The sequence below is a fragment of the Rhizobium sp. 32-5/1 genome, assembly GCF_029537235.1.
Lineage (GTDB): Bacteria > Pseudomonadota > Alphaproteobacteria > Rhizobiales > Rhizobiaceae > Pararhizobium.
Genome location: NZ_CP120638.1, coordinates 2,101,960 through 2,124,822, shown reverse-complemented (window position 1 = coordinate 2,124,822; position 22,863 = coordinate 2,101,960). Strand labels below are relative to the sequence as shown.

Genomic DNA, 22,863 nt, shown 5'->3' with positions numbered 1-22,863 from the left:
AGCATTATGCGACGGGGTTTTGGGGCGGGGATGGACGGGGATGATTTTTTGCGGTGAGGGAGTGAATGGCGCAATGCCGCCTTCTGCAAATAGACTTTTGTTCGCTGTTGAATGTTGCGGCTGCTTTGAGCCTTCATTCCTACCGTTGCCATCGTGACGACCACTGCCAGTGGCGGAAACATGCCAGGCAGAGCCCAGTGGCCCCTTTGCGCCACTTGCAGACGCTCCAATGATCGGGAAAAGCACATCAACCGCAAAATAATCGATGAATTCTGGAGAATGGATGGGAGGCGATGCGTAAGGTCTTGAAGGCGCACTCATGCACGAATAGCTTGCATTACTGAATGAAGGGGAAAGTCGTGCGTCTACCAAAGCATGAGTGGCCGAATACTGACGGAAGCCGGGGGATTTTGCTTTTTGCTCAGCTGATGAGCGAAATGTTAACGCCTACGACTTTTGAGAGCTTCCGAGTGTATTCGCTCGACACGAATTCGCGAATATTCGAAGCTCTCGAATTGCTACATGACGTTAGACAGGAGCGCATACCTCGTCAGGTACTCGAGCCGATCGTCGAGGAATTAAAGTGGTCATTAAAGAAAGACCCCGCCGCCCGGAATCTCGCAGGTGGCGAGATTGAGTCCCTGCTTACTCTGCTAGGGACCAGCTTTTCTCTCGAAGACTTCACATCCCACCTACGGCTGATCCAAAAACTGGTAGGCGGACATTACAAGAAAACGATCGAACACCTACTGCTCGAATTGTTCGACAAGCCGGATAAGCGCATGGATTTCCGCAAGCTTGTTGGGTTTTATTGTTGTCACCTGATCAACTTGGGATATGACCGGAATCATGTCCGCGAAGTGGTAGATTATAGTTTTTTTCTTCCCCGTAGTGCGCATGGGCAGAAAGACACTAGAGAAATTTTTGAACTGCTTCGAAGCTAAGCAACGTCGATACATCGTGCAAGCGGGAGTAACACGCGACCTTGGGAATTACCTTCGTGGGCTTGAGTTCGATGTTCATACGCGCCTCAACGCTGATTCCTACGCTGCGTCTTTAACGAAGAACTCAAACACTGCATTGTTGCCAACAGTGTTTGGTTGGTCGGCGGTAGCATTGGACCCGCACAGTGCTATGAATTCTGCATATCAATTTCTAAGCGCTCAGAGGGCCATATCGTTTCTCGACCCATACGGAATGCACTGCGAGTGGGGCGATACGATGCATGTCACCCTTCACCGCGCGAAATCCGGTTGTGCCATCACGAAGGCGGACTTCTTGGAGAACAAGCAGCGGCCGACGTCACCCGGTAATAAGAGACCTCAACGGGTCACGCGTGCCCGAACGATCAGCAATTATGCAGCTGACATTGCACGAAACTTCGACGGAGCGTCTACTGAGAGACTTCTCAGTTCAATTCGGACTGCGGCGCTTGCTCGCACATCGTTTAATCCAGAAAATCGGCTCATTTCCCTCTGGTCGGCGATCGAGGTGTTGCTGAGTGAGCCCCGGGACGATGCGCGTATTGTGCATTATGCCAGATTAGTAGTGCCTTGCATCGTAATGCGGCACACGAGAAGGCAAGTTATTGCGGTCTACAATGAGCTGCTGCCACGTTATCGTAGCCGATTAAACACGTTGACTCGGTCGATGGAAACCGAGAGCCACGGCCACGAGGCGTTTGCGGAATTAGTGTTTCTCCCTGATAACCAGCAACATCAAGCGCAACTTTGCACGCTACTCGCCGAGAACCCTTTGGCCCTTCATAGGGTTTTCAAACTCCAACGTGACTACAAGAACGTCAAAGCTGTGAACGCCACGATCGATGATCACGCAGACCGTGTTCGTTGGCAAATTCACCGGGTGTATCGCGCCAGGAACCAACTGGTACATGCAGGTCGGATGCCCACCTACTTGGAGTCAATCATCCTGAACTTGGCAGAATATTATCGTTCTGCGGTAGCCACTATTGTTGGTCGAGCGAAAAGAGAAGAAGAAGCCTCCGACATAGATCAGATTGTGTCTGAGATCGGTATCCGATACGGAATTCTGTGCAACCACTTTCGTAAATCAAAAGCCGACAGTCCGCTGACACTAGGCGATGTTGCAAAACTTATGGGCCGAATATAGCTGACGGATCTCGCGGCAAACGTCCACTTGTATTGCATACGATGTCCGCTTAGGGACTGACTTCGCCGAAGCGCGGCGGTACGCCTGCGTTCGGGAAAAGTCAGACTGCAGACGGCCCCAAATCGCTCAGTCACTTGAGCCAAGCCAATGTCGGCTCTGGTGCAGCCATACGCGTGCCCCGCTGTCATCGCGATAACACGGCGGTGAGTAGCAAACAGAACATCGAGAGGGACGAAACATCGCCCCTCCCCAAATTCCCCACTTACCCCCGCAAAACCCCGCCCGTCGTCTTCGCAACATTGGCGATGATCTTGCCGGTCAAAGCTTCGAAATCCTCGTCGGTCAGCGTGCGCTCGACGGGCTGGATCGTGACCTCGATCGCGACCGATTTGCGGCCTTCGCCGAGCGATGCGCCTTCGAAGATGTCGAAGACGTTGACGCCGGTGACCAGCTTGCGGTCGGCGGTGGAGGCTGCTTTCAGGATCGCGCCGGCTTCGACGGATTTGTCGACAACGAAGGCGAAGTCGCGCTTCACGGCCTGGAAGGGTGAGAGTTCAAGCGCCGGCTTGGTGCGGGTGGCCTTCTTCTTCGGCTCGGGCATGGCGTCGAGGTAGACTTCGAAGCCGGCGAGCGCACCGGAGACGTCGAGCGCTTCCAAGACCTTCGGATGGAATTCGCCGAAATGGCCAAGCACGATCTTCGGGCCGAGCTTGATCGTGCCGGAACGGCCGGGATGATACCAGGACGGGCCGCCGGCCTCGAACTGGACATTGCCCATCGGCACGCCGCAGGCTTCGAGCACAGCAATGGCGTCTGCCTTGGCGTCGAAGACATCAACCGGTTTGCCGCCGCCCTTGAGGCTATTCGACCAGGAACGGCCGGCACCGGCCATCGAGGCATTGCCGCGGCGGATGCCGCCGGCGACACGGCGCTGGCCTGATGGTGTGTCATTTTCATAGGTGCCGGAGACCTCGAAGATCGCCACGTCGCCAAAACCCTTGTCGGCATTGCGCTGGGCGGCCGTGAGCAGGCCTGGCAGAAGCGAAGGCCGCATGTCGGACATGTCGGCGGCGATCGGGTTGGCCAGCGAAAGGGCAGGCTTGCCACCGCCGAAAAGCTCGGCCTGCGCCTTGGAGATGAACGACCAGGTGACGGCCTCGAGCATGCCGCGCGAGGCGAGCGCCCGCTTGGCAACGCGCGTGCGGATCTGCAGCGTCGTCAGGATCTTGCCGCTGACCGCACCATGGCTTTCAAGCGGCGCCGGCGCGATCTTGTCGACGCCGTGCATGCGCAGCACTTCCTCGACCAGATCGGCCTTGCCATCGACATCCGGGCGCCAGGACGGCACGGAGACGCTGACCGTTTCGCCCGATCCCGATACGCCGAAGCCGAGGTTCTTGAGGGTGGCGATGCTTTCCTCAGCGCCGACCGTCAGGCCCGTCAGGCGCTGGACTTCGGAGACCGGGAATTCGACCTGCTTCGGCGTATAGCCGGCATAACCGGTGACATCGGCTTTTGCCGCCGTGCCGCCGCAGAGATCCAGCACCAGTTCGGTGGCGCGCTCGAGGCCGGGAACCATGTATTCCGGATCGACGCCGCGCTCGAAGCGGTAACGGGCATCGGTGATGATGCCGAGCGCCCGGCCGGATTTTGCGATGTTCATTGGGTCCCAGAGCGCCGATTCGATCAGCACGTCAACGGTGTTCTCGTCACAGCCGGAATGTTCGCCGCCCATGATGCCGCCGATCGATTCGATGCCGTTGTCATCGGAAATCACGACATTGGCCGGTGACAGCGTGTATTCGCGCGTATCGAGCGCCAGCACCTTCTCACCTTCGACGGCACGGCGCACCACAAGATCGCCCTTGACCTTGGCGGCATCGAAGACGTGCAGCGGCCGGCCCTGGTCGAAGGTCATGTAATTGGTGATATCGACCAGCGCATTGATGGGCCTGAGGCCGATCGCGATCAGCCGCTGCTGCATCCAGCGCGGGCTCGGGCCATTGTTCACGCCGCGCACGAGGCGAAGCGCAAAGCCGGGGCAGAGATGGGCGTCTTCGCCGAGATCGAGCTTCACCTTGACGGGCGTCTCACCGGATACCGTGAAGGCCGGTGCTTTCGGCGCCTTCAGCGTGCCGAGGCCGGAGGCCGCCAGATCGCGGGCGATGCCGTAGATCGAGGTGCAGTCCGGACGGTTCGGCGTCAGGTTGATCTCGATGATCGGGTCGTCCAGCCCGGCATAGGCGGCAAAGCTCTGGCCCACCTGCGCGTCGTCGGGCAGATCGATAATGCCGTCATGATTGTCCGACATGTCCAGTTCTTTTTCCGAGCACATCATGCCGCGGCTCTCGACGCCTCTGATAGTGCCGACGGAGAGCGTCACGTCGATACCCGGCACATAGGCGCCGGGCGCCGCAAAGGCGCCGACGAGACCGGTGCGCGCATTCGGCGCACCGCAGACGACCTGGATCGGGGCGCCCATGCCGGTATCGACCATCAAAACCTTCAGCTTGTCGGCCTGCGGATGTTTTTCCGCCGTGAGGACCTTGGCGATGACGAAGGGTTTGTAGGCGGCCTTGTCATCGACATGCTCGACCTCCAGCCCGATCGCCGTCAGGCGCTCGCAGATCTGTTCGAGGGGCGCATCGGTTTCAAGGTGGTCCTTGAGCCAGGAGAGGGTGAATTTCATCGGTCTTCTCTTCTCGTCAAACAGGCGGCCTGACGGCCGGAAACATCTCTGTGATTACGCACTCAAACCGCCGAACAGCGTCGGCATGTCGAGCGGGCGGAAGCCGTAATGGGTCATCCAGCGGACATCGGCATCGAAGAAGTTGCGCAGGTCCGGCATGCCGTATTTGAGCATGGCGATGCGGTCGAGCCCCATGCCGAAGGCAAAGCCCTGGTAGATGTCGGGATCAAGCCCGCCGGCGCGCAGCACGTTCGGGTGCACCATGCCGCAGCCGAGGATTTCCATCCAGTCGGTGCCTTCGCCGAACTTGACGATCGGGCCCGACGAGCGGTCGCACTGGATATCGACCTCGAAGGACGGCTCCGTGAAGGGGAAGAAGGACGGGCGGAAGCGCATCGTCACATTGTCCACCTCGAAGAAGGTCTTGCAGAATTCCTCCAGCACCCAGCGCAGGTTGGCGACATTCGCCTTGGTATCAACGACGAGGCCCTCGACCTGATGGAACATCGGCGAATGGGTGGCGTCGCTATCCTGGCGGTAGGTCTTGCCGGGGATGATGATGCGGATCGGCGGCTTCTGCGCTTCCATGGTGCGCACCTGCACTGGAGACGTGTGCGTGCGCAGAACCTTGCGTTCACCGTTCTCGTCCGGCTGGAAGAAGAAGGTGTCGTGCATCTCGCGGGCCGGGTGGCCCTCGGGGAAGTTCAGGGCCGTGAAATTGTAGTAGTCCGTCTCGACGTCGGGGCCTTCGGCCATGGCAAAGCCCATGTCGGCGAAGATCGCGGTGATCTCGTCGACGATCTGGCTGATCGGATGGATGCGGCCGCGCTCAGTCGGCGAGGAGCGGACCGGCAGGCTGATATCGACGGTTTCGCGTGCCAGGCGCTCCGTGATCGCGGCATCCTTGAGCGCTGCCTTGCGCGCCGTCAGCGCCTCGGTCACCACCGTCTTCAGCGCATTGATCGCCGCACCGCGGGTCTGGCGCTCCTCCGGCGTCATCGTGCCAAGGGTTTTGAGGAGGTCGGAGATCGACCCCTTCTTGCCAAGTGCGCCGACGCGCACCGCCTCGATCGACGGTTCGTCCGCAGCGGCGGCGATCGCATCCATCAGGGTCCGTTCAAGTGTGTCCAGTTCGCTCATGCTTGTGCCTCGATGCGGGAATAGGAAAGTCGTTCAGTGAGTTCGGGGTTGCGCCCCGGTGGCTGACGCCAGGAAATCGGTCGCCGCGATGAAGCGGACAAGGTCGTGGCCGCGCCGCAGGCGCAGCAGAAAGCGCGCCAGCGGCAAAAAGCCTGTAAATAGCGGCATGACCTGGCGGAGTGCTGCTTCCGCCTCGCTCGGCGCTGCATTCTTCCAGGCCGTATAGGCGCGCTGGGGTGTTTCCGGCTTCAGGCAGCGGCTGGCGATCTGCAGGAAGAGCAGCCAGACGTCGCGCGCCTGCGCCACCGCAAGCGGCATGACGGCGGCCGGCTCCTCCTCGAAATCGAGGAAGCCAAAGCGTCCTTCGTCCAGAATGAAATCGCGCGGATGCGGTCGGCCATGGCAGAGGCCCGCGGAATGTAGCAGGCCAAGTTCATGGGCGCAGCGGACCAGCAAGGCATCATGGGCATCGGAATCAGCCGCCCTCAGCGGTCCCATCTGCTTGCTGATGGGCGTTCCCAGATGCGAAAGCACCAGCGCGGTCCTGCTGCGATAGAAGATAGTGGGCGTCAGGAATCCGGCGCGGTTGAAGGCTGCAATCTGCCTGACTTCGCGATCAATGGCTGCCTCGGGTTTTAAGATTGGCGACGGGCGAAGGATGGTGCGGCCGGTGATGCGGGCGGCAAGTCCCTGCAATCGCGCGGCAAGTCTCAGGCCGGATCCGCGATAGCGCTTGATCCAGACGATGCGGTCGGACAGCTGAACCCGTTCGACACGCTGCGACCCGCCGGCAAGCGCTGCCAGCATCGTCGCAATATCGCTGTCGTTGAGTTCGGGCACCAGTATGGCACCCTGCCTTGTATCGTCCACGTCCTGTCTCATCCCATAAGAAAAACCCGCGCCAGCCCTGCCAGCGCGGGTTTCCCAATACTAAAATCAAAGGTTGGGAAGCGCTGGTTTACTTGACCGCGCTTTCAAACTCATTGGTGGTGCCTGCGTCCTTGAGATACTCAAGCGCCTTCTTGGCAGCGGCAACGAGCGCGCCGAAAGCTGCCGCTTCATGGATAGCCATGTCGGACAGAACCTTGCGGTCGACTTCGATGCCAGCCTTCGACAGGCCGTCGATGAAACGGCCATAGGTCAGGCCATGTTCGCGAACGGCAGCGTTGATGCGCTGGATCCAGAGAGCGCGGAAGTTGCGCTTGTTGACCTTGCGGTCGCGGTAGGCGAACTGCTTGGAACGATCCACAGCAGCCTTGGCTGCGCGGATGGTGTTCTTGCGGCGGCCGTAAAAGCCCTTGGCTGCCTTGAGTGTCTTCTTGTGCTTGGCGTGGGCTGCCACGCCGCGTTTTACGCGTGCCATTTCATGATCTCCTTAATAATCCAAAAGCCGATGATCTCAGAGACCGTTGGGCAGGTAGTTCTTGATGACCTTCTTGCCATCAGGCTCAGCCAGCACCATCGTTCCACGCGCATCGCGAATGAACTTGTTGGACCGCTTGATCATGCCGTGGCGCTTGCCTGCGGCAGCTGCACGGACCTTACCGGTCGCGGTGATCTTGAACCGCTTCTTGGCAGAGGATTTCGTCTTCATCTTGGGCATTTTGCTACTCCATTTTTCTTGATATCGAGATCGACTGACGAGGTCGTCTCCAGCGTAAAGAACGGCCACGGCATGCCCTGCCGGACCGTTCGGACGGCGGCTTATAACCGCAGCGCTTCAAAAGTGCAACGGGATTCTCCAAAAACCAGAAAAGCCGCCCTGCGGCGGCTTTTCGGCATGGACTCGATCAGTCCAAATAAAGCTGCTTACTTCGGCGCAAGCACCATCATCATCTGACGACCTTCGAGCTTCGGCTCGGCTTCCACCTTGGCAATCGCCACGGTATCTTCCTTGACCTGAAGCAGAAGTTTCATGCCGAGTTCCTGGTGGGCCATTTCACGACCGCGGAACTTCAGCGTCACCTTCACCTTGTCGCCGTCCTCGAAGAAGCGGTTCATCGCCTTCATCTTCACGTCATAGTCATGCGTGTCGATGTTGGGACGCATCTTGATCTCCTTGATCTCGATGATCTTCTGCTTCTTGCGCGCTTCGGCCGCCTTCTTCTGTGTCGAATATTTCAGCTTGCCAAGATCCAGGATCTTGCAGACTGGCGGTTCAGCATTCGGCGAGATTTCTACAAGGTCGAGGCCAAGCTCTTCCGCCATGCGGATGGCTTCATCCGTGGGAACGATGCCCTGGTTGTTGCCTTCGGCGTCGATGAGCTGAACCCGGGGAGTCCGGATGTCCTTGTTTGAGCGGGGCCCGTCTTTAGTCGGGGCGTCCGTTTTGAACGGTCTGCGAATGGTCGTACTCTCCTCGAGCTGTTTCGATATGTCGATGTCATGAGCAATAGGCGTTTTGTCCGGTAAAGTGCCGGATATCTGCCGTTGATTGCACTGTCTGAATTCCTGCGGCTGTGTCAATAGCACAGCTCTTCTGGAAAATCACCACCTGTCAGATAGGTGACGAATCTGTTTTAGAAAGAAAATCGGAAAGAAACGTCGCTTTTGAAGAGGAAATGCCGATGTCCACCTCATATCCGGCCGCCACGCTCTCCCATATCGACGTTTCAGGCGAAGGTGCGCCGCGCCGGATCGCCCTGTATGTGCTTCCCGGCGCCAGCAAGGATCTGCCGTGCCTCGTCTGGTTCGGCGGTTATCGTTCCGACATGACCGGCACCAAGGCTGTCGAGCTCGAAAGCCACGCCGCCGCCATCGGGGCCGGTTGCGTGCGTTTTGACTATTCCGGCCACGGCCTGTCCGGCGGCGCCTTTGCCGACGGCACGATTTCGCGCTGGCTGGAGGAAAGCCTGGCGGTGCTGGGTCATGTTGATGCCCGCCGCATGCTTTTCGTTGGCTCGTCTATGGGCGCCTGGATTGCGCTGCGTGTGATCGCCGAACTGCGCAAGCGCGGCGAGGGGGATCGCGTTACCGGTCTAGTATTGATCGCGCCGGCACCTGACTTCACGATCGATCTCATTGAGCCCAGCCTGTCCGACGCGGAGTGGCGTTCGCTCTCCGAGCGCGGCTATTTCGAGGAGCCGTCCGAATACAGCACCGAGCCCAATATCTTCACCCGCGCGTTGATCGAGGATGGTCGGCAGAACCAGGTGATGTCCGGCATCATCGAGACAGGCTGCCCGGTGCATATCCTGCAGGGCATGGCCGATCCTGACGTGCCCTATCCACACGCACTGAAATTGATGGAGCATCTGCCGTCCGATGATGTGGTGATGACACTCATCCGCGACGGCGATCACCGGCTGTCGCGCCCGCAGGACATTGCCAAACTCAAGGAGGCGATCAGCGCCATGCTCGGGCTGGCCTGAGGGCTCGGAACGCCTGTTGATGCGGTTTTGCCGCACATCTTAACCATATAAATCATTCCCCATTTCTCAAGATTGACTCAAACCCCGCAAAGTCATTAACTCTTTGTTAACGAATAGAGCAGCGCCCGAACCGGGGTTCGAGCAAGCTGCCATCGCTAGCCGAAGAGACTGCCGGCGTTAGACAGGGGCATGAACGCCCTTTGAGCCGAGCCACAGGGGACGTGGATGTCGAAGTTGAATGGGGTTACCGGGATCGTTGCAGCTATCGCTGCCGTTTTTGCATCGGCGGGCGCTGCTGTTCCCGCTCCGAGCGCGACATCCCTCTTCATGCAGACCGGCAGCGTGACGTCGCAGCCAATCGGTCATTATGAATTCTGCCAGAAGTTCAAATCCGAATGCCAGATCAAGTCGAAGTCCTCGGTTGCGCCGCGGGTCACCGATTTCGGCTGGGAAACCATTCGCGAGGTCAATGCGGACGTCAATCACGAGATCACCCCGATTACCGACATGGATTTCTACGGTCGCGACGAAGTCTGGGCCTATCCTGATGGCGCCGGCGATTGCGAAGATATCGCTCTTCTGAAGCGCAAGCGCCTGATGGAAAAAGGCTTTTCGGCTTCGGACCTTTTGATGACCGTCGTGCGCAAGCCTGACGGCGAAGGCCATGCCGTGCTGACCGTGCGCACTGCCCAGGGTGATTTCATACTCGACAATCTCGAAGATCAGGTGAAGATCTGGGCGGAGACGCCCTATCGTTTCCTGAAGCGCCAGGCTTCCGTCAACACCGGCCGTTGGGTTACGATCGAGAATGGCGCGGAAGTTCTGGTCGGCTCCGTCGGCAACTGATCTAGGTGGATGTGATAATTTCAGAATGCGCCCACAAGGGCGCATTCTGCGTTTGTGGTCTACGCATTCCCAATCAAAACGCCGGCAGCCAACACCAGCCCGCCACCCAGCACCACCTGGAACGCTGCGCGTAAGAACGGCGTCTCCATGTACTTGTTCTGGATGAAGGCGATGGCCCAGAGCTCGACGAAGACGACGACAGCGGCGACGGCCGTCGCGGTCCAGAAGTGTGGAATGAGATAGGGCAGGGCATGGCCGAGGCCGCCGAGTGCGGTCATGATGCCGGAGGCAAGCCCGCGCTTGATCGGCGAGCCGCGGCCGGATAGCTTGCCGTCGTCATGGGCGGCTTCGGTGAAGCCCATGGAAATGCCCGCGCCGACCGACGCCGAAAGTCCGACGAGAAAGGTTTGCCAGGTATCCTGCGTTGCGAAGGCGGCAGCGAAAATCGGCGCCAGCGTCGAGACGGAACCGTCCATCAATCCGGCGAGCCCCGGCTGTACATAGGTCAGCAGGAACTGCCGGTGCGCCGTCTGGGCCTCTTCTTCCTTTACATCGTCAGGCGTATGCTTTTCGCCAAGACGACGGGCCAGCGTTTCGTGCGATTTTTCCGCAAGCGCCAGATTGCCAAGCAGTTTTCGGGTCGGTGCGTCTTCGGAGCGGGCGGCGGCCTCCAGATAGAATCGATGCGCCGCTTCCTCCATTGCCTCGGCCTGCGCGCGGGCCGTCTCGATCGGCATGTTGGCAATCAGCCAGTCCGGCTTGCGCTCCGGAAAGTCGCGAACATGCTCGCGCCGGACCAGCGGAATGCGGTTGCCGAAGCGTGCCACATGCAGATCGATCAACATTTGCCGATGGTGGCTCTCTTCTTCCGCCATCTCCTCGAAGACCCGGGCGGAGTTGGGATAGCTTGTCCGCAAGGCATCGGCATAGGCGAGATAGATGCGGCCATCATCCTCCTCGGCGGAGATCGCCAGCGCAAGGATTTCCTGTTCGCTCAGGGATTGGAGCGGACGTTTGGATGGACGGAGAAATCGTGACAGCATGACCGAATTCCAATTTTTAGAATAATTCTAAACTAGGAATTCGAGACGGCGCTGTCAATGCGCAAATCGCTATTGAAACGGCTTGACGATGACGAGGATGGCGATGAGCAGAACGATTGTGATGGTCATCGCCGGGCCTTGTCGCAGAACGGCGGGGGCCGCCATTGCCGGATCATTTCCCATGCGTCGCAGCGCGCCGCCCTGCACGCCGTGCAGCGCCGACAGAGCGAGAACGAGCACGAACTTGATCATGAACCAGATGGCGGAATGCCAGCCGCCCATGAAGACCAAGGTCACTCCGACAATCCAGGCAAAGCCCATGGCCGGCGAGGTGATCCGCTGGTCCCATTTTCGCAAGGTGGCGATTGCGGTCTTTCGCTCAGCACCAAGGGCGGGAATGGTCCGGGCCGCGACGGACATGGCGAGCATGCCTCCAACCCAGGTGATGATAGCTGCCACATGCAGAGCCTTGAGCCAGAGATAGTCCATCGCGAATTGTCCTCCCGTTTGCGCGCCCCCTGAGAGATAGGCCAACGCGACGCAGACTTGAAGTGTGGGGGGCATCAAGAACGGTGACGCAAAGGTGAGCGCCAGAAGGGCGCTCTCATGGGCGGCTGCTATCGACTCGCTGGGGCGGTGATGGATAGAATGACCGCAACGACCGGGAGGGTCCTGTTTGACATCTGCTATCAAGTCCCTTTCGTCGGGCCACGAAACTTTGCTCGACCGCTTCGGGCGGGTGGTGGCGGCGCGGCTCGAAACCAAGACCTCGGGTTATGAGCCCTATACGCCCTCCGATCCGGAAACCCTGGCCCGCACGCTTCGGCCAGGCGATGTTCTCCTCGTCGAGGGCAACCAGAAAATGTCCGCCTCGATCAAGTATCTGACGCAATCCACCTGGTCGCATGCCGCCTTTTTCGCCGGCGACCAGATACCGCTCACGCTCGACCAGGCGGCACTGCCGATCATCGACCGGCCACAACTGATCGAGGTCAATCTCGGCGAAGGGTGCGTCGCCGTGCCGCTCAACAAATATTCAACCTACAACACCCGCATCTGCCGGCCGATCGGGCTGACGCCTGACGATCGCAACATGCTGGTCTCCTTCATGATTTCGCGGCTCGGGTTGAAATACGACCTCAAGAACATTTTCGACATGCTGCGTTACTTCATGCCGACGCCTCCGGTGCCGGTGCGCTGGCGTCGCCGCATGCTGGCCTTCGGCTCGGGGGATCCGACGCGGGCGATCTGCTCGACGCTGATCGCGCAAGCCTTCGAAGGCATCCGCTATCCAATCCTGCCGGAAATCACCCGCGCGCCGGGCCGGGCGGCGGCGGCGTCGACCTATTCAAGGTCGGAGATTCTGCACATCCGCCATCACTCGCTGTATACGCCGCGCGATTTCGACCTCTCACCTTTCTTCGCCGTCGTCAAACCGACGCTCGAATACGGCTTCGACTACAAGCGGCTGCAATGGTCGGGCCCGGTGGAGCCCGCTGTTACAGCGAGAGATTGAGTGTCTTTTCGCGCACGATATAGGCTTTCTGCCGGTCGGTGATGTAATCGCGCACGATCGGTGCTGCATCCCGCTGGCGTGACAGCTGCATGTGGAAGACAAGCTGGCTTCCCGTCCGGAACATCATCTCGCAGCTGATCAGGTAAAACTCCCACATGCGGGCGAAACGCTCGTCATAGAGCGCCACGACCTTGTCGCGGTTCTGCTCGAAGCGCTCGACCCAGTGTTTCAGCGTCGTTGCATAATGCACGCGCAGAAATTCCAGATCGGTGACCCAGAGGCTGTTCTGCTCGACGACGGAGAAGACTTCCGACAGCGCTGGCGAATAGGCGCCGGGGAAGATGTATTTGCGCAGCCAGGCGCTGGCCATGCCCGGCGGGCTCATATGGCCGATCGAATGAATGACCGCGACACCGTCATCCGGCATCAGCGCATTGAGCTTCTTGAAGAATTCGTCGTAGTGGCTGACACCGACATGCTCGAACATGCCGACCGAAACGATCCGGTCGAAGCTTTCGTCCACGTCGCGGTAGTCTCGCAGTTCGAAGCGCACGCGGCCTTCGAGGCCGGCATTCTTGGCGCGCTGCGAGGCCAACGCCTGCTGCTCCTTCGACAGAGTGACGCCGAGCACTTCGACGTCCTCGAGCTGGGCGAGATAGAGAGCGAGATCGCCCCAGCCGCAGCCGATGTCGAGGACCTTCATGCCCGGACGCAGGCAGAGCTTGGAGGCCAGAAGCCGCAGCTTGTTGCGCTGCGCCTGTTCCAGCGTCTCGCCTTCCTCGCGGAAATAGGCGCAGGAATAGAGCATGTTCTCGTCGAGGAACAATTTGTAGAATTCATTGCCGACATCGTAGTGATGGGCGACGTTCTGCTGCGCCTGGCCCTTGCGGTTGGCCTGCTGCCGGTTGCGAAACCGCATCTTGACCGCGCGCAAGGCTTTCTGGATCGGGTAGGAGCCGAGCGACAGCCGGTTGATCGAAAAGAGCGTCAGGAAATCCTTGAGCGTCGAGCCATTCTCGAAAAGCATCGTGCCGTCCATATAGGCTTCACCCGCTGCAAGCTCCGCATTGAAGACGAGTGTGCGGTAGAGCTTCTTGTCCGTCAGCCGCATCGTCACTTCTGGTCCCGGCTCGCCTGAAAAGACGTGGGCCTTGCCGTCGGCGTCGATGACCGTCAACCGGCCCTTCTTGATAAAGGCTTTCATCATATGGGACAGCAGAAACATGCGCACCTCGAGATGGAGAAAACGGCTTTTCGGCCGCATCCTATCACCGGGTTTGCAAATTGCGCGCCGAAAATGCGCTGCGCATCAGGCCGTGGTTGCCGTTGCTCCCGCTGATGCTGCGACCACAAGAACAGTGCCGGCGATCTGTGCCACGGTCATCGGCTGGGCGAGCACCAGAAAGCCTGCGAGAGCCCCCATGGCCGGCTCAAGGCTCATCAGGATGCCGAAGGACGACATGGTCATGCGGCGCAGCGCGATCATCTCCAACGCATAGGGCAGGAGCGGAACGAGGATCGCAAGGCCGAAGATGCTGATAGCGCCGTCAACGGTCATCCGGTCGCTATCGACAAGGCCAAAGGGCGTGGCGACGATGGCGGCGATGATCAGCGACATCGAAAGGCCCTGCAGCCCCACAAAAGCATTTCCCGCCTTTTTCATCAGGATGATGTACAGCGCCCAGCCGGTGGCGGCGCCGAAAGCAAACAGGATGCCGGCCTTGTCGCCGATCCAGCCGGTGCCGTCATGGGCAAGCATCAGCACCCCGGCCCCGGCAATCAGCGGCCAGACAAGCCGCCAGCCAAGTCCGAAGGCAAAAGTAGCGACCGCCAGCGGCCCAAGGAAGTCGATGGCGACGGCAAGGCCAAGCGGAATGCGTTCGATGGCCGCAAAGAAACAGAGCGTCATGCCGGCCATGGATGCGCCCAGCAGAGCGGCAGTCTGCCACTGCGCCCGTGAATAGCTGAAAATCGGCGGACGAACGATGATTGCCAGAAGGACCGCCGCCCAGATCAGCCGCATCCACGTGGTGCCGAAGGCGCCATAAGAAGCAATTGCGGACGCTGAAAACGCTGACCCGAATTGAACGCTCGACATCGACAGGAGACAAAGCAGACCGCCGGTCAAAGCCGCTGCCGTTCCAACGCCACCTATTTTTGTTGCCATGCTGACCTGCTGTTCCATGCCCATCCCTTGACCGACCGTAGGCTTCGCCAGGACCGGATCTACCGGAGCTGCTGATGCGCTGCAAATTCATAATGGTGGCCCATAGCATCAACGGGCCTGATGCTGCCGCAAACAGGGGCCGGAACATAATCGCGCCTTATCCGTTTATCCCTGACGAAAATCATTGGTTGAACCCAGGAGAAAACAATGGATGTGAATGGCGTGGGCTGGATTGCAGCGATTATTATTGGTGGTTTTGCCGGCTGGATGGCCGAGCAGTTCATGAAGTCCAACATGGGCCTGTTCATGAACATCATTCTCGGCATCATCGGCGCAGTCGTTCTCAATGCCATCCTGACATTTGCCGGGATGAGCTTCACCGGTTGGCTTGCCTACCTCATCATCGGTTTCATCGGCGCATGTATTCTGATTGCGGTTGGACGCGCCGTCCGGCGCTGAGCCGAAACAGGCAAGGAGATAAGACAATGCTCACATTTGCAGACGAAGGAAACGGCAGCGGCATGCTGGAAATCAATGGCCAGTCCAAGCCGGTGTCCTATGAACTAGTAGTCGCCCGCGAAGAGGACGACAGCAAGCAGGTGCGCATTCGTCTTAATGCTCCCCGCGACTGGCTCTTGCAGCAAGGTTTCAACGGTGAGGCTGTTCTGGTGCGCGACAACGGTGCCCGCATTCCGGTTCGCCGGGAAGGCGGCCTGAGTGTTGAGGACAATGTATCCGTTACACTTGAAGGCTACGACGAGACGGAAGCCGGTGTAGAAGCCGACGAGCGTTATCCGGAACTGAAACACTAAGCGATATCTGAACCTGAAATTGAAAAAGGCGCCGTGAGTTTCCCACGGCGCCCTTTTTCATGTCTGAATATAGCTGAAACTAATCAGTCCTTGGCGCGCTCGACGTAGGAGGCATCTTCCGTGAGGATGACGACACGCGTGCCGACGCCGATATGCGGGGGCACCATGGTGCGCACGCCATTTGCGAGGATCGCCGGCTTGTAGGATGAGGACGCCGTCTGGCCCTTGACGACCGGTTCGGTCTCCATGACTTCGAGCGTCATACGGGTCGGAAGTTCGATCGCCAGCGCCAGGCCTTCGAACATCTTCAGCTGAACCACCATGCCCTCCTGCAGATAGGCCTTGTCATCGCCGATAACGTCGGGCGAAACGGCGACCTGATCGTAAGTCTGCGGATTCATGAAGTGGAAGCCCTCACCGTCCTCATACAGGAAGGTATGGTCGCTATCTTCAACGAAGGCGCGCTCGACCTGTTCGGTCGTACGCCAGCGCTCGGAGACCTTCACACCGTCGGAAATCCGGCGCATATCGACCTGCGTCACCGGCGTGCCCTTGCCGGGATGGAAGTTCGCGGCGGTGAGAACGGCGTAGAGCTTGCCGTCGACTTCGAGAACATTGCCCTTGCGAACCGAAGAGGCGATTACCTTGACCATAAGTCTTCCTTGTAACTGAGCTTGATGCGTCGTAGAGGAGCGCACGACATATGCGCGTCAAGGACGCCGGAATGAGTTTCGGGCCGCACCTAACCTATATTTGGGCAAATTGCCAGTGTGACGGCGGCCACGCTTAGAAGAAACCCTTAAAACGTGGCGAATAGCCTTGATGCAGAAGGGTTGAAAACAGGACTGCCATGCCCGTTGCCTCTCCCTGGTGGAGCCCGGATGTCCATGCCGATCGCCGTGGTTTTCTCCTCGGTCGCAACCGGATTCAGGCGGCTTTGCGCGGGTACCTTGGCGAACACGATTTCATTGAGGTCGATACCGCAACTCTGCAGATCTCGCCCGGAAACGAGGCGCATCTGCATGCCTTCGCGACGGAAGCGATCCATCATGACGGCAGCCGCACGCCGCTCTACCTGCACACATCGCCGGAATTCGCCTGCAAAAAGCTTTTGTCGGCGGGTGAGAGGCGCATCGCCTGTTTTGCCCATGTCTATCGCAATCGCGAGCGCGGACCACTGCACCATCCGGAATTCACCATGCTGGAATGGTACAGGGTGGGTGAGGGTTACGAGACGTTGATGCGCGATGCCGCAGACATGCTGGCTCTTGCGGCAGAAACCGTGGGCGCGAAGCAGCTGACCTGGCGTGGCCGGCACTCGGACCCTTTCCTCAAGCCGGAGCGCCTTTCCGTCGCCGAAGCTTTCCAGCGCTTTGCCGGCATCGACCTCCTGGCTTCCGTCGATTCAACAGGCGCGACGGACCGCGCGCATCTGGCAGCCAGCCTGAAGGCCGCCGGCCTTCGCGTCGCCGAAGACGATACCTGGGCGGACCTCTTCAGCCGGGTGATCGTTGAAAAGGTCGAGCCCAATCTGGGTTTCGGACGCGCCACGATACTGGACGAATATCCCGTTGCCGAGGCGGCGCTTGCCCGGCCGACGGCCCGCGATCCGCGCGTGGCAGAACGCTTCGAGCTTTATGCCTGCGGCGTCGAACTGGCCAACGCCTTCGGCGAACTGACCGACGCCGAGGAACAGCGGCGCCGTTTTGGCGCGGAAATGGTCGAAAAACAGCGCGTCTACGGCGAGACCTATCCGCTGGACGAAGATTTCCTGTCGGCGCTGAAAATCATGCCGGAGGCAAGCGGCATCGCGCTTGGCTTCGACCGGCTGGTCATGCTGGCAACCGGCGCCACGCGTATCGATCAGGTGATCTGGGCGCCTGTGCCCGAAACGGCGGGTGAGGCGCGATGAACGCCGTCCGACCGATCCGCACCGCAAGCGAGTTGCGCGATGTAATGCTGATCCCACCGGAACAGGTGGAGGCCATCAATGCGGTGGCTGCGCGTTATGCCATTGCAATCACGCCGGCGATGGCCGCGCTGATCGATCGCGACGATCCGCAGGATCCGATCGCCCGGCAGTTCGTTCCGGACATAGCCGAGCTGACGCTTTTGCCGGAGGAATTACAGGATCCGATCGGCGACGCGGCGCATAGCCCGGTCGAGGGCATCGTCCATCGTTATCCGGACCGTGTATTGCTGAAAGCCGTGCATGTCTGCCCGGTCTATTGCCGCTTCTGCTTTCGCCGGGAAATGGTCGGTCCGCAGGGGCTGGGCACACTTACACCTGATGCCATGGATGCGGCCTTTGCCTATATCGCGTCGCATCCGGAAATTTGGGAGGTCATTCTCACGGGCGGCGATCCGCTGGTGCTGTCACCCCGGCGTCTTGCCGAGATCATGCAGCGATTGGCGACGATTGAGCATGTGAAAGTCATGCGGTTTCACACGCGTGTGCCGGTGGTCGAGCCGCTGCGGATCGACGAAGCGCTGATCCACGCCCTGAAGGCCAGCGGCAAGGCGACCTATCTGGCACTGCACGCCAATCACCCACGAGAGCTGACGCCGGACGCACGCCGCGCCATTGCAAAGCTCGTCGATGCCGGTGTCGTACTGGTCAGCCAGTCGGTGTTGCTGAAGGGTGTCAACGACGACGTCGAGACGCTCGCGGCGCTGATGCGCGGCTTCGTGGAAAACCGGGTCAAGCCCTACTATCTCCACCATCCGGATCTCGCGCCCGGTACCGGCCATTTCCGGTTGACGATCGCCGAAGGCCAGGCGCTGGTCGCCGCCCTGCGTGGCCGGATTTCCGGCCTTTGCCAGCCCGCCTATATCCTCGATATTCCGGGCGGCCACGGCAAGGCCGTGGTGAGCGCCTCGACGATCGAGGACAATGGCGGCGGCTGTTTCACGGTGACGGATTTCCGGGGCGAAGAACACGCCTATCCGCCCAAGGCGTGATGTCGCGTTTTTTCGATTGAGGCAGATTATTTTGGGAAGCGGACAGGGTACGGTACTCTGTCAGTGTTGCTTACTTGTCCTTCAAGAGCGTGTGAATGGCGACAGCGTGCCTCGATCTCCCTCTTCTCCCCAGCGGGGAGATGTGCCGAGCATATGCGAGGCGATGAGGGGCCGGCGAAGCCGGAGCCGAAATGAGGTGGCCTCCGGCCCCCTCATCCGACCCTTCGGGCCACCTTCTCCCCGTTGGGGAGAAGAGAGAGCAAACCATCGCCCATGCAGTTGCGTTGCCGTCTATGGAGAGACGGACAGAATATCAGACTCGCCGATTCTTTCCAAAGACTGATCAGCCTTCCTTGATCGGCGCGATCGAGATTTCGACGCGGCGGTTCTGGGCGCGGCCTTCAGGGCTGGCATTGGATGTGATCGGCCGGTCGGGACCATAGCCGACAGCCGACATGCGGCGCTGGTCGACGCCCTGCGAGCCGAGATAGTTGGCAACCGATATGGCGCGCCGTTCCGAAAGATCCTGATTGTGGCTGGCACTACCGGTCGAATCCGTGTGGCCATCGACGTCGATCAGTGTCTTGTTGAACTTGCGCAGCACGATCGCGACGGAATCTAGCGTCGGATAGGCTCTCGGGTTCATCTGGTCCTGGTCGGTGGCAAAGGTGATGTTTTCCGGCATGTTCAGAACGATGCGGTCGCCGAAGCGGGTGACGGAAACGCCGGTGTTCTGGAGTTGCGCCCGCAGTTCGGATTCCTGGCTGTCCATGTAGTTGCCGATCAGGCCGCCGCCGAGCGCGCCGATGCCGGCTCCCACGAGCGCTGCATCGCGCCGTCCGGCCGCGCTGCCGCCGACCAGAAGGCCGGTTGCGGCACCGAGGCCAGCGCCGATCAGCGCCCCACCGGCTGTGTTCGACATCTTCTGTTCGCCCGTATACGGGTCCGTCGTCGTGCAGCCGGACAGATAGACAGCGGCGATGGCCAGCACGGTAAATCTCTTGATCATGGAATCAGTGGTCCCCATTGGTTCAGACTTTGCTTCATACTACCGATTGCGGCGGGAAGATGAAGGGCATGGATAGCCCAGTCAAAACTTTTGATTTTCTGTATTTCGATGTATGCATCCGATCCGGCTTGTCACTGGAGTTGTGCGCAAATCCGGACATAGTGATGCAGACGACGGATGGATGCCTGGAAATGGCCGTTTTGCAGACAAAGCAGTTGATCCTCAGCCCCGGTTGTCCAGAAGACAGCAATGATTTCATCGCGCTTGAGCTTGACCCGGAGGTTATGCGCTTCCTGAACGGCGGATACGCAGTCGATCACACGCAGGGACACCCGAACGCGACGTTTCTCATGCCGCGGGGAACGGAGCTTTGCGTCTGGACGGCGCGGCGTACCAGCAATGGCATCTTCGTCGGGTGGTTTTGCCTTTGGCCGGAGAGCGAGAAACTGGCCGAACTCGGTTATCGCCTGCGCCGGACGGATTGGGGGCAGGGGCTGGCTATGGAAGGAGCTTCGGCGCTCATCGATTGGGGGTTCCGAAGTGCTGGCTATGATAGGATCGTGGCGACCACGATGGCGGTGAACCAAGCATCGCGCCGCGTGATGGAAAAGATCGGGATGACCTACATCAGAACAATTCCGTTCGATGGGCCTGATCCCATTCCGGGCAGCGAGCACGGCGAAGTCTGGTACGAGGTGACGCACTCGGAATGGAACCGGGTTTCCCACTGAAACCGACGCAAAACGCCGGGCCGCTACCAAGAAAGCAGCGACCCGGGTGCCGTTCCAAACTGCCTGGCGCCGCTTACATCGCAGGCAGGACGGCGATGTCGCGGATATCTCCGCTTGCCCCGGTGATCTCGCCGGCCGCCGTGGCCGCACCGGTTTCAAGGTTTACCGTATAGAGCTTGGTGCCATTGACGAGCCATGCGGTGTTGGTGCCGTCCTCGGTGGTCTGCACGTCGAAAGCATAGGTCGATGCTGCGCCCTCGATGCCGAGCTTGCCGATGGCCTTTAGGGTCCCGTCGTTCGGCTTGGTTTGCTGGATCAGCCCGCCGATCGTCGCGTCGATATTGAACATGCCAGTCTTTTCCGGCTTGCCGAAGGCGTTGACATAGGCGGCGGCAACAATGTTGGGCGTTTCGCCCTTGTGCATGTCACCCTCTTCGAAGGCGAGCTTGCCGTCGACGGTGACTTCGCCGGTATCCGGATGGACTCGGTGATTGGTTGTGCCGGTCATGAAGCGCAGGCGATCGGCCATCGGGTTGAAATCGACGACCACGGGCGCATCGTCGATGGCAAGCGGCGTGTTCATCTTGGCGACTTCGGTCGCCGCGCCCGTGGCAAGATCGATCGTCACGATCGTGCTGTCCGGTGTGACGCCGATGACAGTCTTGTTGCCGGGACGAAAGTCGATGCCGACGAGGCTGTCGACGCCGGTGACGTCCATGGTCTTGCTCACGGCAGGGCTTGCGGTGTCGAACATGACCAGCGTCTTTTCGCCGGTAAGGCCGAGGACCGGCGCGGCAAAGCCGGCAACCGTGCTGCCCATGAGGACGGTCGATGCGATCAGTACGGTCTTGATGGTGGTCATCCCAAGTCTCCTTCGTTGTGTGAATTCTTTGTTTGAAGGCATCATCCTCTGTCGCCTTCAGACGGAAGACACACGGCCGCAGCGTTTGGATGCAGTGTCGGAATTTTTATTTTCGGCCTCTTGCATCCGAAGAGGCCCGCGGCGTGTAAAACCGCCATGAGCAAGACGTTGCAGAGATCGGCTGATAAGGGCTTAAATGCGGATCGCTTGCCGAAAAGTGGTCAGGGCGCTCGCTCCGTTGACAGCGGGGAACGGCATGTTGCAGAGGGAGACGGCGGAGCCACAATGCAGGATGATCAGAAGACATTGGCGGATGCGCTTTCCGGCTGCGCGCGCGGTGATCGTGCTGCCCTGCGCCTGATATTCCAGCAGGAAGGCGGACGGATGATCGCCGTTGCCCAGCGCGTCCTGCGTCGGCGCGATCTGGCGGAGGATGTCGTCCAGGAGGCCTTCATCCAGATCTGGACCAAGGCGTCCCAATATGCACCCGATCGGGGCTCGGCGCGTGGCTGGATCTATGCGATCGCGCGAAACCGTGCGCTCAACCTTGTGCGCGATGGCAGGCGGCTGGAACTGACCGACGCCGACACTCTGGCAGAGCTTCAGGATACCGCGCATTCCGATCATACCCTCGACGCCTGGACGGATCTCGAGCAGCATGACCGCCTGCGAGAATGCCTGTCGCGCCTCGATGAGACCAAGCGGCGCAGCGTGCTCATGGCCTATATGTCGGGCTATACCCATGGTGAAATCGCCGGACGCCTGCAGGTGCCGCTCGGCACCGCCAAGGCGTGGGTTCGCCGCGGCCTCGCTTCGCTGCGGGAGTGCATGGCATGAGCGACCGGATCGAAAACATCGATGAGCTGGCCGACGAGTATGTGCTTGGCCTGCTGGATGGCGACGAGTACGCCCGCGTCGAAGCGCGTATCGAAAAGGATGCCGCGTTGCGTGCCGCGGTCGCTGCCAGTCGCGACCGGTTTTGAAACTTGATCTGCTCGCAGATCCGGCGATAGGACCCGACGGTCTGTGGGATCGCATTACATTGGGTTTGGACAATCCACGCGTGGAGAACTCTGCCGATCAGGCGAAGATGCCTGCCAACGACAACAGCGAAGGGCGCTGGCGTCGGGCGGCACTGGCCGGTATGGCAGCCTCTTTGTTGTTGGCACTCGGTCTTGGTTTCAGCCTGATCATGCGGCCGGAGCCGCAGGTTGTCGCCGTGCTGGTGAATGATGCCGGGGAACCGCTTGTTCTCGTTGAGGATTTCGGCAATGCCTCGGCACGGATCACGCCGCTTGCCGAATTCGCCGTGCCGGAGGGCCGTGTCATGCAGGTCTGGACATTGCCCTCGAAGGAGATGGGACCGGTTTCGCTGGGCCTGCTGCCGCGATCGGAGACGATGACGCTGGATGGCCCCGAGCTGCCGCGGCCGCAGGAGGCTCAACTCTACGAAATCACACTGGAGCAGGCAGGTGGATCGCCCACCGGGCGCCCCACAGGGCCGATCCTGGTCAAGGGTTTTGCCCGGCAGCCACGCTAGACGCCGTCAGGAACGCCCCACCACAGGGGCGTTCCTGTTTCGGCAA

26 protein-coding genes are annotated in these 22,863 nt (G+C 59.9%); 13 read left to right on the top strand and 13 right to left on the bottom strand.

Annotation, left to right across the window (positions count from 1 at the left end; genetic code table 11):
• Window positions 1–344: 344 nt before the first annotated feature.
• Entirely contained in the window at window positions 345–944 is a 600-nt protein-coding gene (locus tag P6U16_RS10975) for a hypothetical protein (RefSeq protein WP_277703752.1), read from the top strand.
• Window positions 925–2,130 carry a hypothetical protein gene (locus P6U16_RS10970; protein WP_277703751.1) on the top strand — a complete coding sequence of 402 codons (1,206 nt, stop codon included), beginning with the start codon at window positions 925–927 and terminating at the stop codon, window positions 2,128–2,130. The genes P6U16_RS10975 and P6U16_RS10970 overlap by 20 nt, the downstream gene beginning before the upstream one ends.
• Before the next feature lie 262 nt (window positions 2,131–2,392).
• On the opposite strand, the gene pheT is transcribed toward P6U16_RS10970, so the two are convergent.
• From pheT to infC, 6 genes are all read right to left on the bottom strand, one after another.
• Complete coding sequence (gene pheT, locus P6U16_RS10965; RefSeq protein WP_277703750.1) at window positions 2,393–4,819, bottom strand: phenylalanine--tRNA ligase subunit beta; 2,427 nt, start codon at window positions 4,817–4,819, stop codon at window positions 2,393–2,395.
• Window positions 4,820–4,873: 54 nt separating this feature from the next.
• Entirely contained in the window at window positions 4,874–5,959 is a 1,086-nt protein-coding gene (pheS, locus tag P6U16_RS10960; protein WP_277703749.1) for a phenylalanine--tRNA ligase subunit alpha, read from the bottom strand.
• A 33-nt stretch (window positions 5,960–5,992) separates the two neighbouring features.
• A complete protein-coding gene (locus P6U16_RS10955; RefSeq protein ID WP_277703748.1) occupies window positions 5,993–6,829 on the bottom strand; it encodes a serine/threonine protein phosphatase in 837 nt (278 codons plus the stop codon).
• Window positions 6,830–6,917: 88 nt separating this feature from the next.
• Window positions 6,918–7,322: a 50S ribosomal protein L20 gene (gene rplT, locus P6U16_RS10950; RefSeq protein WP_277703747.1), complete on the bottom strand. Its 405-nt coding sequence runs from the start codon at window positions 7,320–7,322 to the stop codon at window positions 6,918–6,920.
• 36 nt (window positions 7,323–7,358) lie between these two features.
• Entirely contained in the window at window positions 7,359–7,562 is a 204-nt protein-coding gene (rpmI, locus tag P6U16_RS10945) for a 50S ribosomal protein L35 (protein WP_025425550.1), read from the bottom strand.
• Window positions 7,563–7,768: 206 nt separating this feature from the next.
• A complete protein-coding gene (gene infC, locus P6U16_RS10940; protein WP_277703819.1) occupies window positions 7,769–8,305 on the bottom strand; it encodes a translation initiation factor IF-3 in 537 nt (178 codons plus the stop codon).
• 221 nt (window positions 8,306–8,526) lie between these two features.
• Here infC and P6U16_RS10935 point away from each other — a divergent pair, with 221 nt between their 5' ends.
• Together P6U16_RS10935 and P6U16_RS10930 are read left to right on the top strand one after the other, a co-directional pair.
• Complete coding sequence (locus P6U16_RS10935; protein WP_277703746.1) at window positions 8,527–9,330, top strand: alpha/beta hydrolase; 804 nt, start codon at window positions 8,527–8,529, stop codon at window positions 9,328–9,330.
• Window positions 9,331–9,555: 225 nt separating this feature from the next.
• Window positions 9,556–10,176 (top strand): transglutaminase-like cysteine peptidase, encoded by a 621-nt coding sequence (locus P6U16_RS10930; RefSeq protein ID WP_277703745.1) that lies wholly within the window; start codon window positions 9,556–9,558, stop codon window positions 10,174–10,176.
• A 59-nt stretch (window positions 10,177–10,235) separates the two neighbouring features.
• On the opposite strand, the gene mbfA is transcribed toward P6U16_RS10930, so the two are convergent.
• Together mbfA and P6U16_RS10920 are read right to left on the bottom strand one after the other, a co-directional pair.
• Window positions 10,236–11,219: an iron exporter MbfA gene (gene mbfA / locus P6U16_RS10925; protein WP_277703744.1), complete on the bottom strand. Its 984-nt coding sequence runs from the start codon at window positions 11,217–11,219 to the stop codon at window positions 10,236–10,238.
• A gap of 69 nt (window positions 11,220–11,288) precedes the next feature.
• Window positions 11,289–11,708 carry a CopD family protein gene (locus P6U16_RS10920; RefSeq protein ID WP_277703743.1) on the bottom strand — a complete coding sequence of 140 codons (420 nt, stop codon included), beginning with the start codon at window positions 11,706–11,708 and terminating at the stop codon, window positions 11,289–11,291.
• Between the two features lie 187 nt (window positions 11,709–11,895).
• Here P6U16_RS10920 and P6U16_RS10915 point away from each other — a divergent pair, with 187 nt between their 5' ends.
• Complete coding sequence (locus P6U16_RS10915) at window positions 11,896–12,735, top strand: lipo-like protein (RefSeq protein WP_277703742.1); 840 nt, start codon at window positions 11,896–11,898, stop codon at window positions 12,733–12,735.
• Here the strand turns inward: P6U16_RS10915 and P6U16_RS10910 are convergent.
• Both P6U16_RS10910 and P6U16_RS10905 read right to left on the bottom strand, forming a co-directional pair.
• Entirely contained in the window at window positions 12,719–13,960 is a 1,242-nt protein-coding gene (locus P6U16_RS10910) for a cyclopropane-fatty-acyl-phospholipid synthase family protein (protein WP_277703741.1), read from the bottom strand. The genes P6U16_RS10915 and P6U16_RS10910 overlap by 17 nt on opposite strands.
• Window positions 13,961–14,044: 84 nt before the next feature.
• Entirely contained in the window at window positions 14,045–14,902 is an 858-nt protein-coding gene (locus tag P6U16_RS10905; protein ID WP_277703740.1) for an EamA family transporter, read from the bottom strand.
• A gap of 207 nt (window positions 14,903–15,109) precedes the next feature.
• On the opposite strand from P6U16_RS10905, the gene P6U16_RS10900 reads away from it, so the two are divergent.
• Together P6U16_RS10900 and P6U16_RS10895 are read left to right on the top strand one after the other, a co-directional pair.
• Window positions 15,110–15,361, top strand: a complete 252-nt coding sequence (locus tag P6U16_RS10900; protein ID WP_277703739.1) for a GlsB/YeaQ/YmgE family stress response membrane protein — start codon at window positions 15,110–15,112, stop codon at window positions 15,359–15,361.
• Window positions 15,362–15,387: 26 nt separating this feature from the next.
• Window positions 15,388–15,714: a hypothetical protein gene (locus tag P6U16_RS10895; RefSeq protein ID WP_277703738.1), complete on the top strand. Its 327-nt coding sequence runs from the start codon at window positions 15,388–15,390 to the stop codon at window positions 15,712–15,714.
• An 83-nt stretch (window positions 15,715–15,797) separates the two neighbouring features.
• On the opposite strand, the gene efp is transcribed toward P6U16_RS10895, so the two are convergent.
• Window positions 15,798–16,367, bottom strand: coding sequence for an elongation factor P (gene efp / locus P6U16_RS10890; RefSeq protein ID WP_277703737.1), 570 nt, complete (start codon window positions 16,365–16,367; stop codon window positions 15,798–15,800).
• A gap of 197 nt (window positions 16,368–16,564) precedes the next feature.
• On the opposite strand from efp, the gene epmA reads away from it, so the two are divergent.
• Complete coding sequence (gene epmA / locus P6U16_RS10885) at window positions 16,565–17,626, top strand: EF-P lysine aminoacylase EpmA (RefSeq protein WP_277703736.1); 1,062 nt, start codon at window positions 16,565–16,567, stop codon at window positions 17,624–17,626.
• Window positions 17,623–18,675 carry a lysine-2,3-aminomutase-like protein gene (locus P6U16_RS10880; RefSeq protein ID WP_277703735.1) on the top strand — a complete coding sequence of 351 codons (1,053 nt, stop codon included), beginning with the start codon at window positions 17,623–17,625 and terminating at the stop codon, window positions 18,673–18,675. The genes epmA and P6U16_RS10880 overlap by 4 nt, the downstream gene beginning before the upstream one ends.
• A 343-nt stretch (window positions 18,676–19,018) precedes the next feature.
• Here the strand turns inward: P6U16_RS10880 and P6U16_RS10875 are convergent, their stop codons facing one another.
• A complete protein-coding gene (locus tag P6U16_RS10875) occupies window positions 19,019–19,684 on the bottom strand; it encodes an OmpA family protein (RefSeq protein ID WP_277703734.1) in 666 nt (221 codons plus the stop codon).
• Between the two features lie 164 nt (window positions 19,685–19,848).
• On the opposite strand from P6U16_RS10875, the gene P6U16_RS10870 reads away from it, so the two are divergent.
• Window positions 19,849–20,415: a GNAT family N-acetyltransferase gene (locus P6U16_RS10870; RefSeq protein ID WP_277703733.1), complete on the top strand. Its 567-nt coding sequence runs from the start codon at window positions 19,849–19,851 to the stop codon at window positions 20,413–20,415.
• A 73-nt stretch (window positions 20,416–20,488) separates the two neighbouring features.
• Here the strand turns inward: P6U16_RS10870 and P6U16_RS10865 are convergent, their stop codons facing one another.
• Window positions 20,489–21,277: a DUF4394 domain-containing protein gene (locus tag P6U16_RS10865; RefSeq protein WP_277703732.1), complete on the bottom strand. Its 789-nt coding sequence runs from the start codon at window positions 21,275–21,277 to the stop codon at window positions 20,489–20,491.
• A 285-nt stretch (window positions 21,278–21,562) separates the two neighbouring features.
• Between P6U16_RS10865 and P6U16_RS10860 the strand changes: the two genes are divergently transcribed.
• The 3 genes from P6U16_RS10860 to P6U16_RS10855 all read left to right on the top strand — a co-directional run bounded on the left by P6U16_RS10860 (window position 21,563) and on the right by P6U16_RS10855 (window position 22,817).
• Window positions 21,563–22,114 carry a sigma-70 family RNA polymerase sigma factor gene (locus P6U16_RS10860; protein ID WP_277703731.1) on the top strand — a complete coding sequence of 184 codons (552 nt, stop codon included), beginning with the start codon at window positions 21,563–21,565 and terminating at the stop codon, window positions 22,112–22,114.
• A complete protein-coding gene (locus tag P6U16_RS28355) occupies window positions 22,111–22,260 on the top strand; it encodes a hypothetical protein (RefSeq protein ID WP_349017688.1) in 150 nt (49 codons plus the stop codon). Before P6U16_RS10860 ends, P6U16_RS28355 begins: the two co-directional genes overlap by 4 nt.
• 80 nt (window positions 22,261–22,340) lie before the next feature.
• Entirely contained in the window at window positions 22,341–22,817 is a 477-nt protein-coding gene (locus tag P6U16_RS10855; protein ID WP_349017687.1) for an anti-sigma factor, read from the top strand.
• Window positions 22,818–22,863 lie beyond the last annotated feature (46 nt).

What these genes read in the sequence shown, in the direction of transcription:
- P6U16_RS10975 (WP_277703752.1), top strand. Translation starts at nt 345, where the DNA reads ATGAAGGGGAAAGTCGTGCGTCTACCAAAGCATGAGTGGCCGAATACT.
- pheT (WP_277703750.1), bottom strand. Translation starts at nt 4,819, where the DNA reads ATGAAATTCACCCTCTCCTGGCTCAAGGACCACCTTGAAACCGATGCG.
- pheS (WP_277703749.1), bottom strand. Translation starts at nt 5,959, where the DNA reads ATGAGCGAACTGGACACACTTGAACGGACCCTGATGGATGCGATCGCC.
- rplT (WP_277703747.1), bottom strand. Translation starts at nt 7,322, where the DNA reads ATGGCACGCGTAAAACGCGGCGTGGCAGCCCACGCCAAGCACAAGAAG.
- rpmI (WP_025425550.1), bottom strand. Translation starts at nt 7,562, where the DNA reads ATGCCCAAGATGAAGACGAAATCCTCTGCCAAGAAGCGGTTCAAGATC.
- P6U16_RS10935 (WP_277703746.1), top strand. Translation starts at nt 8,527, where the DNA reads ATGTCCACCTCATATCCGGCCGCCACGCTCTCCCATATCGACGTTTCA.
- P6U16_RS10930 (WP_277703745.1), top strand. Translation starts at nt 9,556, where the DNA reads ATGTCGAAGTTGAATGGGGTTACCGGGATCGTTGCAGCTATCGCTGCC.
- mbfA (WP_277703744.1), bottom strand. Translation starts at nt 11,219, where the DNA reads ATGCTGTCACGATTTCTCCGTCCATCCAAACGTCCGCTCCAATCCCTG.
- P6U16_RS10920 (WP_277703743.1), bottom strand. Translation starts at nt 11,708, where the DNA reads ATGGACTATCTCTGGCTCAAGGCTCTGCATGTGGCAGCTATCATCACC.
- P6U16_RS10910 (WP_277703741.1), bottom strand. Translation starts at nt 13,960, where the DNA reads ATGTTTCTGCTGTCCCATATGATGAAAGCCTTTATCAAGAAGGGCCGG.
- P6U16_RS10905 (WP_277703740.1), bottom strand. Translation starts at nt 14,902, where the DNA reads ATGGCAACAAAAATAGGTGGCGTTGGAACGGCAGCGGCTTTGACCGGC.
- P6U16_RS10900 (WP_277703739.1), top strand. Translation starts at nt 15,110, where the DNA reads ATGGATGTGAATGGCGTGGGCTGGATTGCAGCGATTATTATTGGTGGT.
- P6U16_RS10895 (WP_277703738.1), top strand. Translation starts at nt 15,388, where the DNA reads ATGCTCACATTTGCAGACGAAGGAAACGGCAGCGGCATGCTGGAAATC.
- efp (WP_277703737.1), bottom strand. Translation starts at nt 16,367, where the DNA reads ATGGTCAAGGTAATCGCCTCTTCGGTTCGCAAGGGCAATGTTCTCGAA.
- epmA (WP_277703736.1), top strand. Translation starts at nt 16,565, where the DNA reads ATGCCCGTTGCCTCTCCCTGGTGGAGCCCGGATGTCCATGCCGATCGC.
- P6U16_RS10880 (WP_277703735.1), top strand. Translation starts at nt 17,623, where the DNA reads ATGAACGCCGTCCGACCGATCCGCACCGCAAGCGAGTTGCGCGATGTA.
- P6U16_RS10875 (WP_277703734.1), bottom strand. Translation starts at nt 19,684, where the DNA reads ATGATCAAGAGATTTACCGTGCTGGCCATCGCCGCTGTCTATCTGTCC.
- P6U16_RS10870 (WP_277703733.1), top strand. Translation starts at nt 19,849, where the DNA reads ATGCAGACGACGGATGGATGCCTGGAAATGGCCGTTTTGCAGACAAAG.
- P6U16_RS10865 (WP_277703732.1), bottom strand. Translation starts at nt 21,277, where the DNA reads ATGACCACCATCAAGACCGTACTGATCGCATCGACCGTCCTCATGGGC.
- P6U16_RS10860 (WP_277703731.1), top strand. Translation starts at nt 21,563, where the DNA reads ATGCAGGATGATCAGAAGACATTGGCGGATGCGCTTTCCGGCTGCGCG.
- P6U16_RS28355 (WP_349017688.1), top strand. Translation starts at nt 22,111, where the DNA reads ATGAGCGACCGGATCGAAAACATCGATGAGCTGGCCGACGAGTATGTG.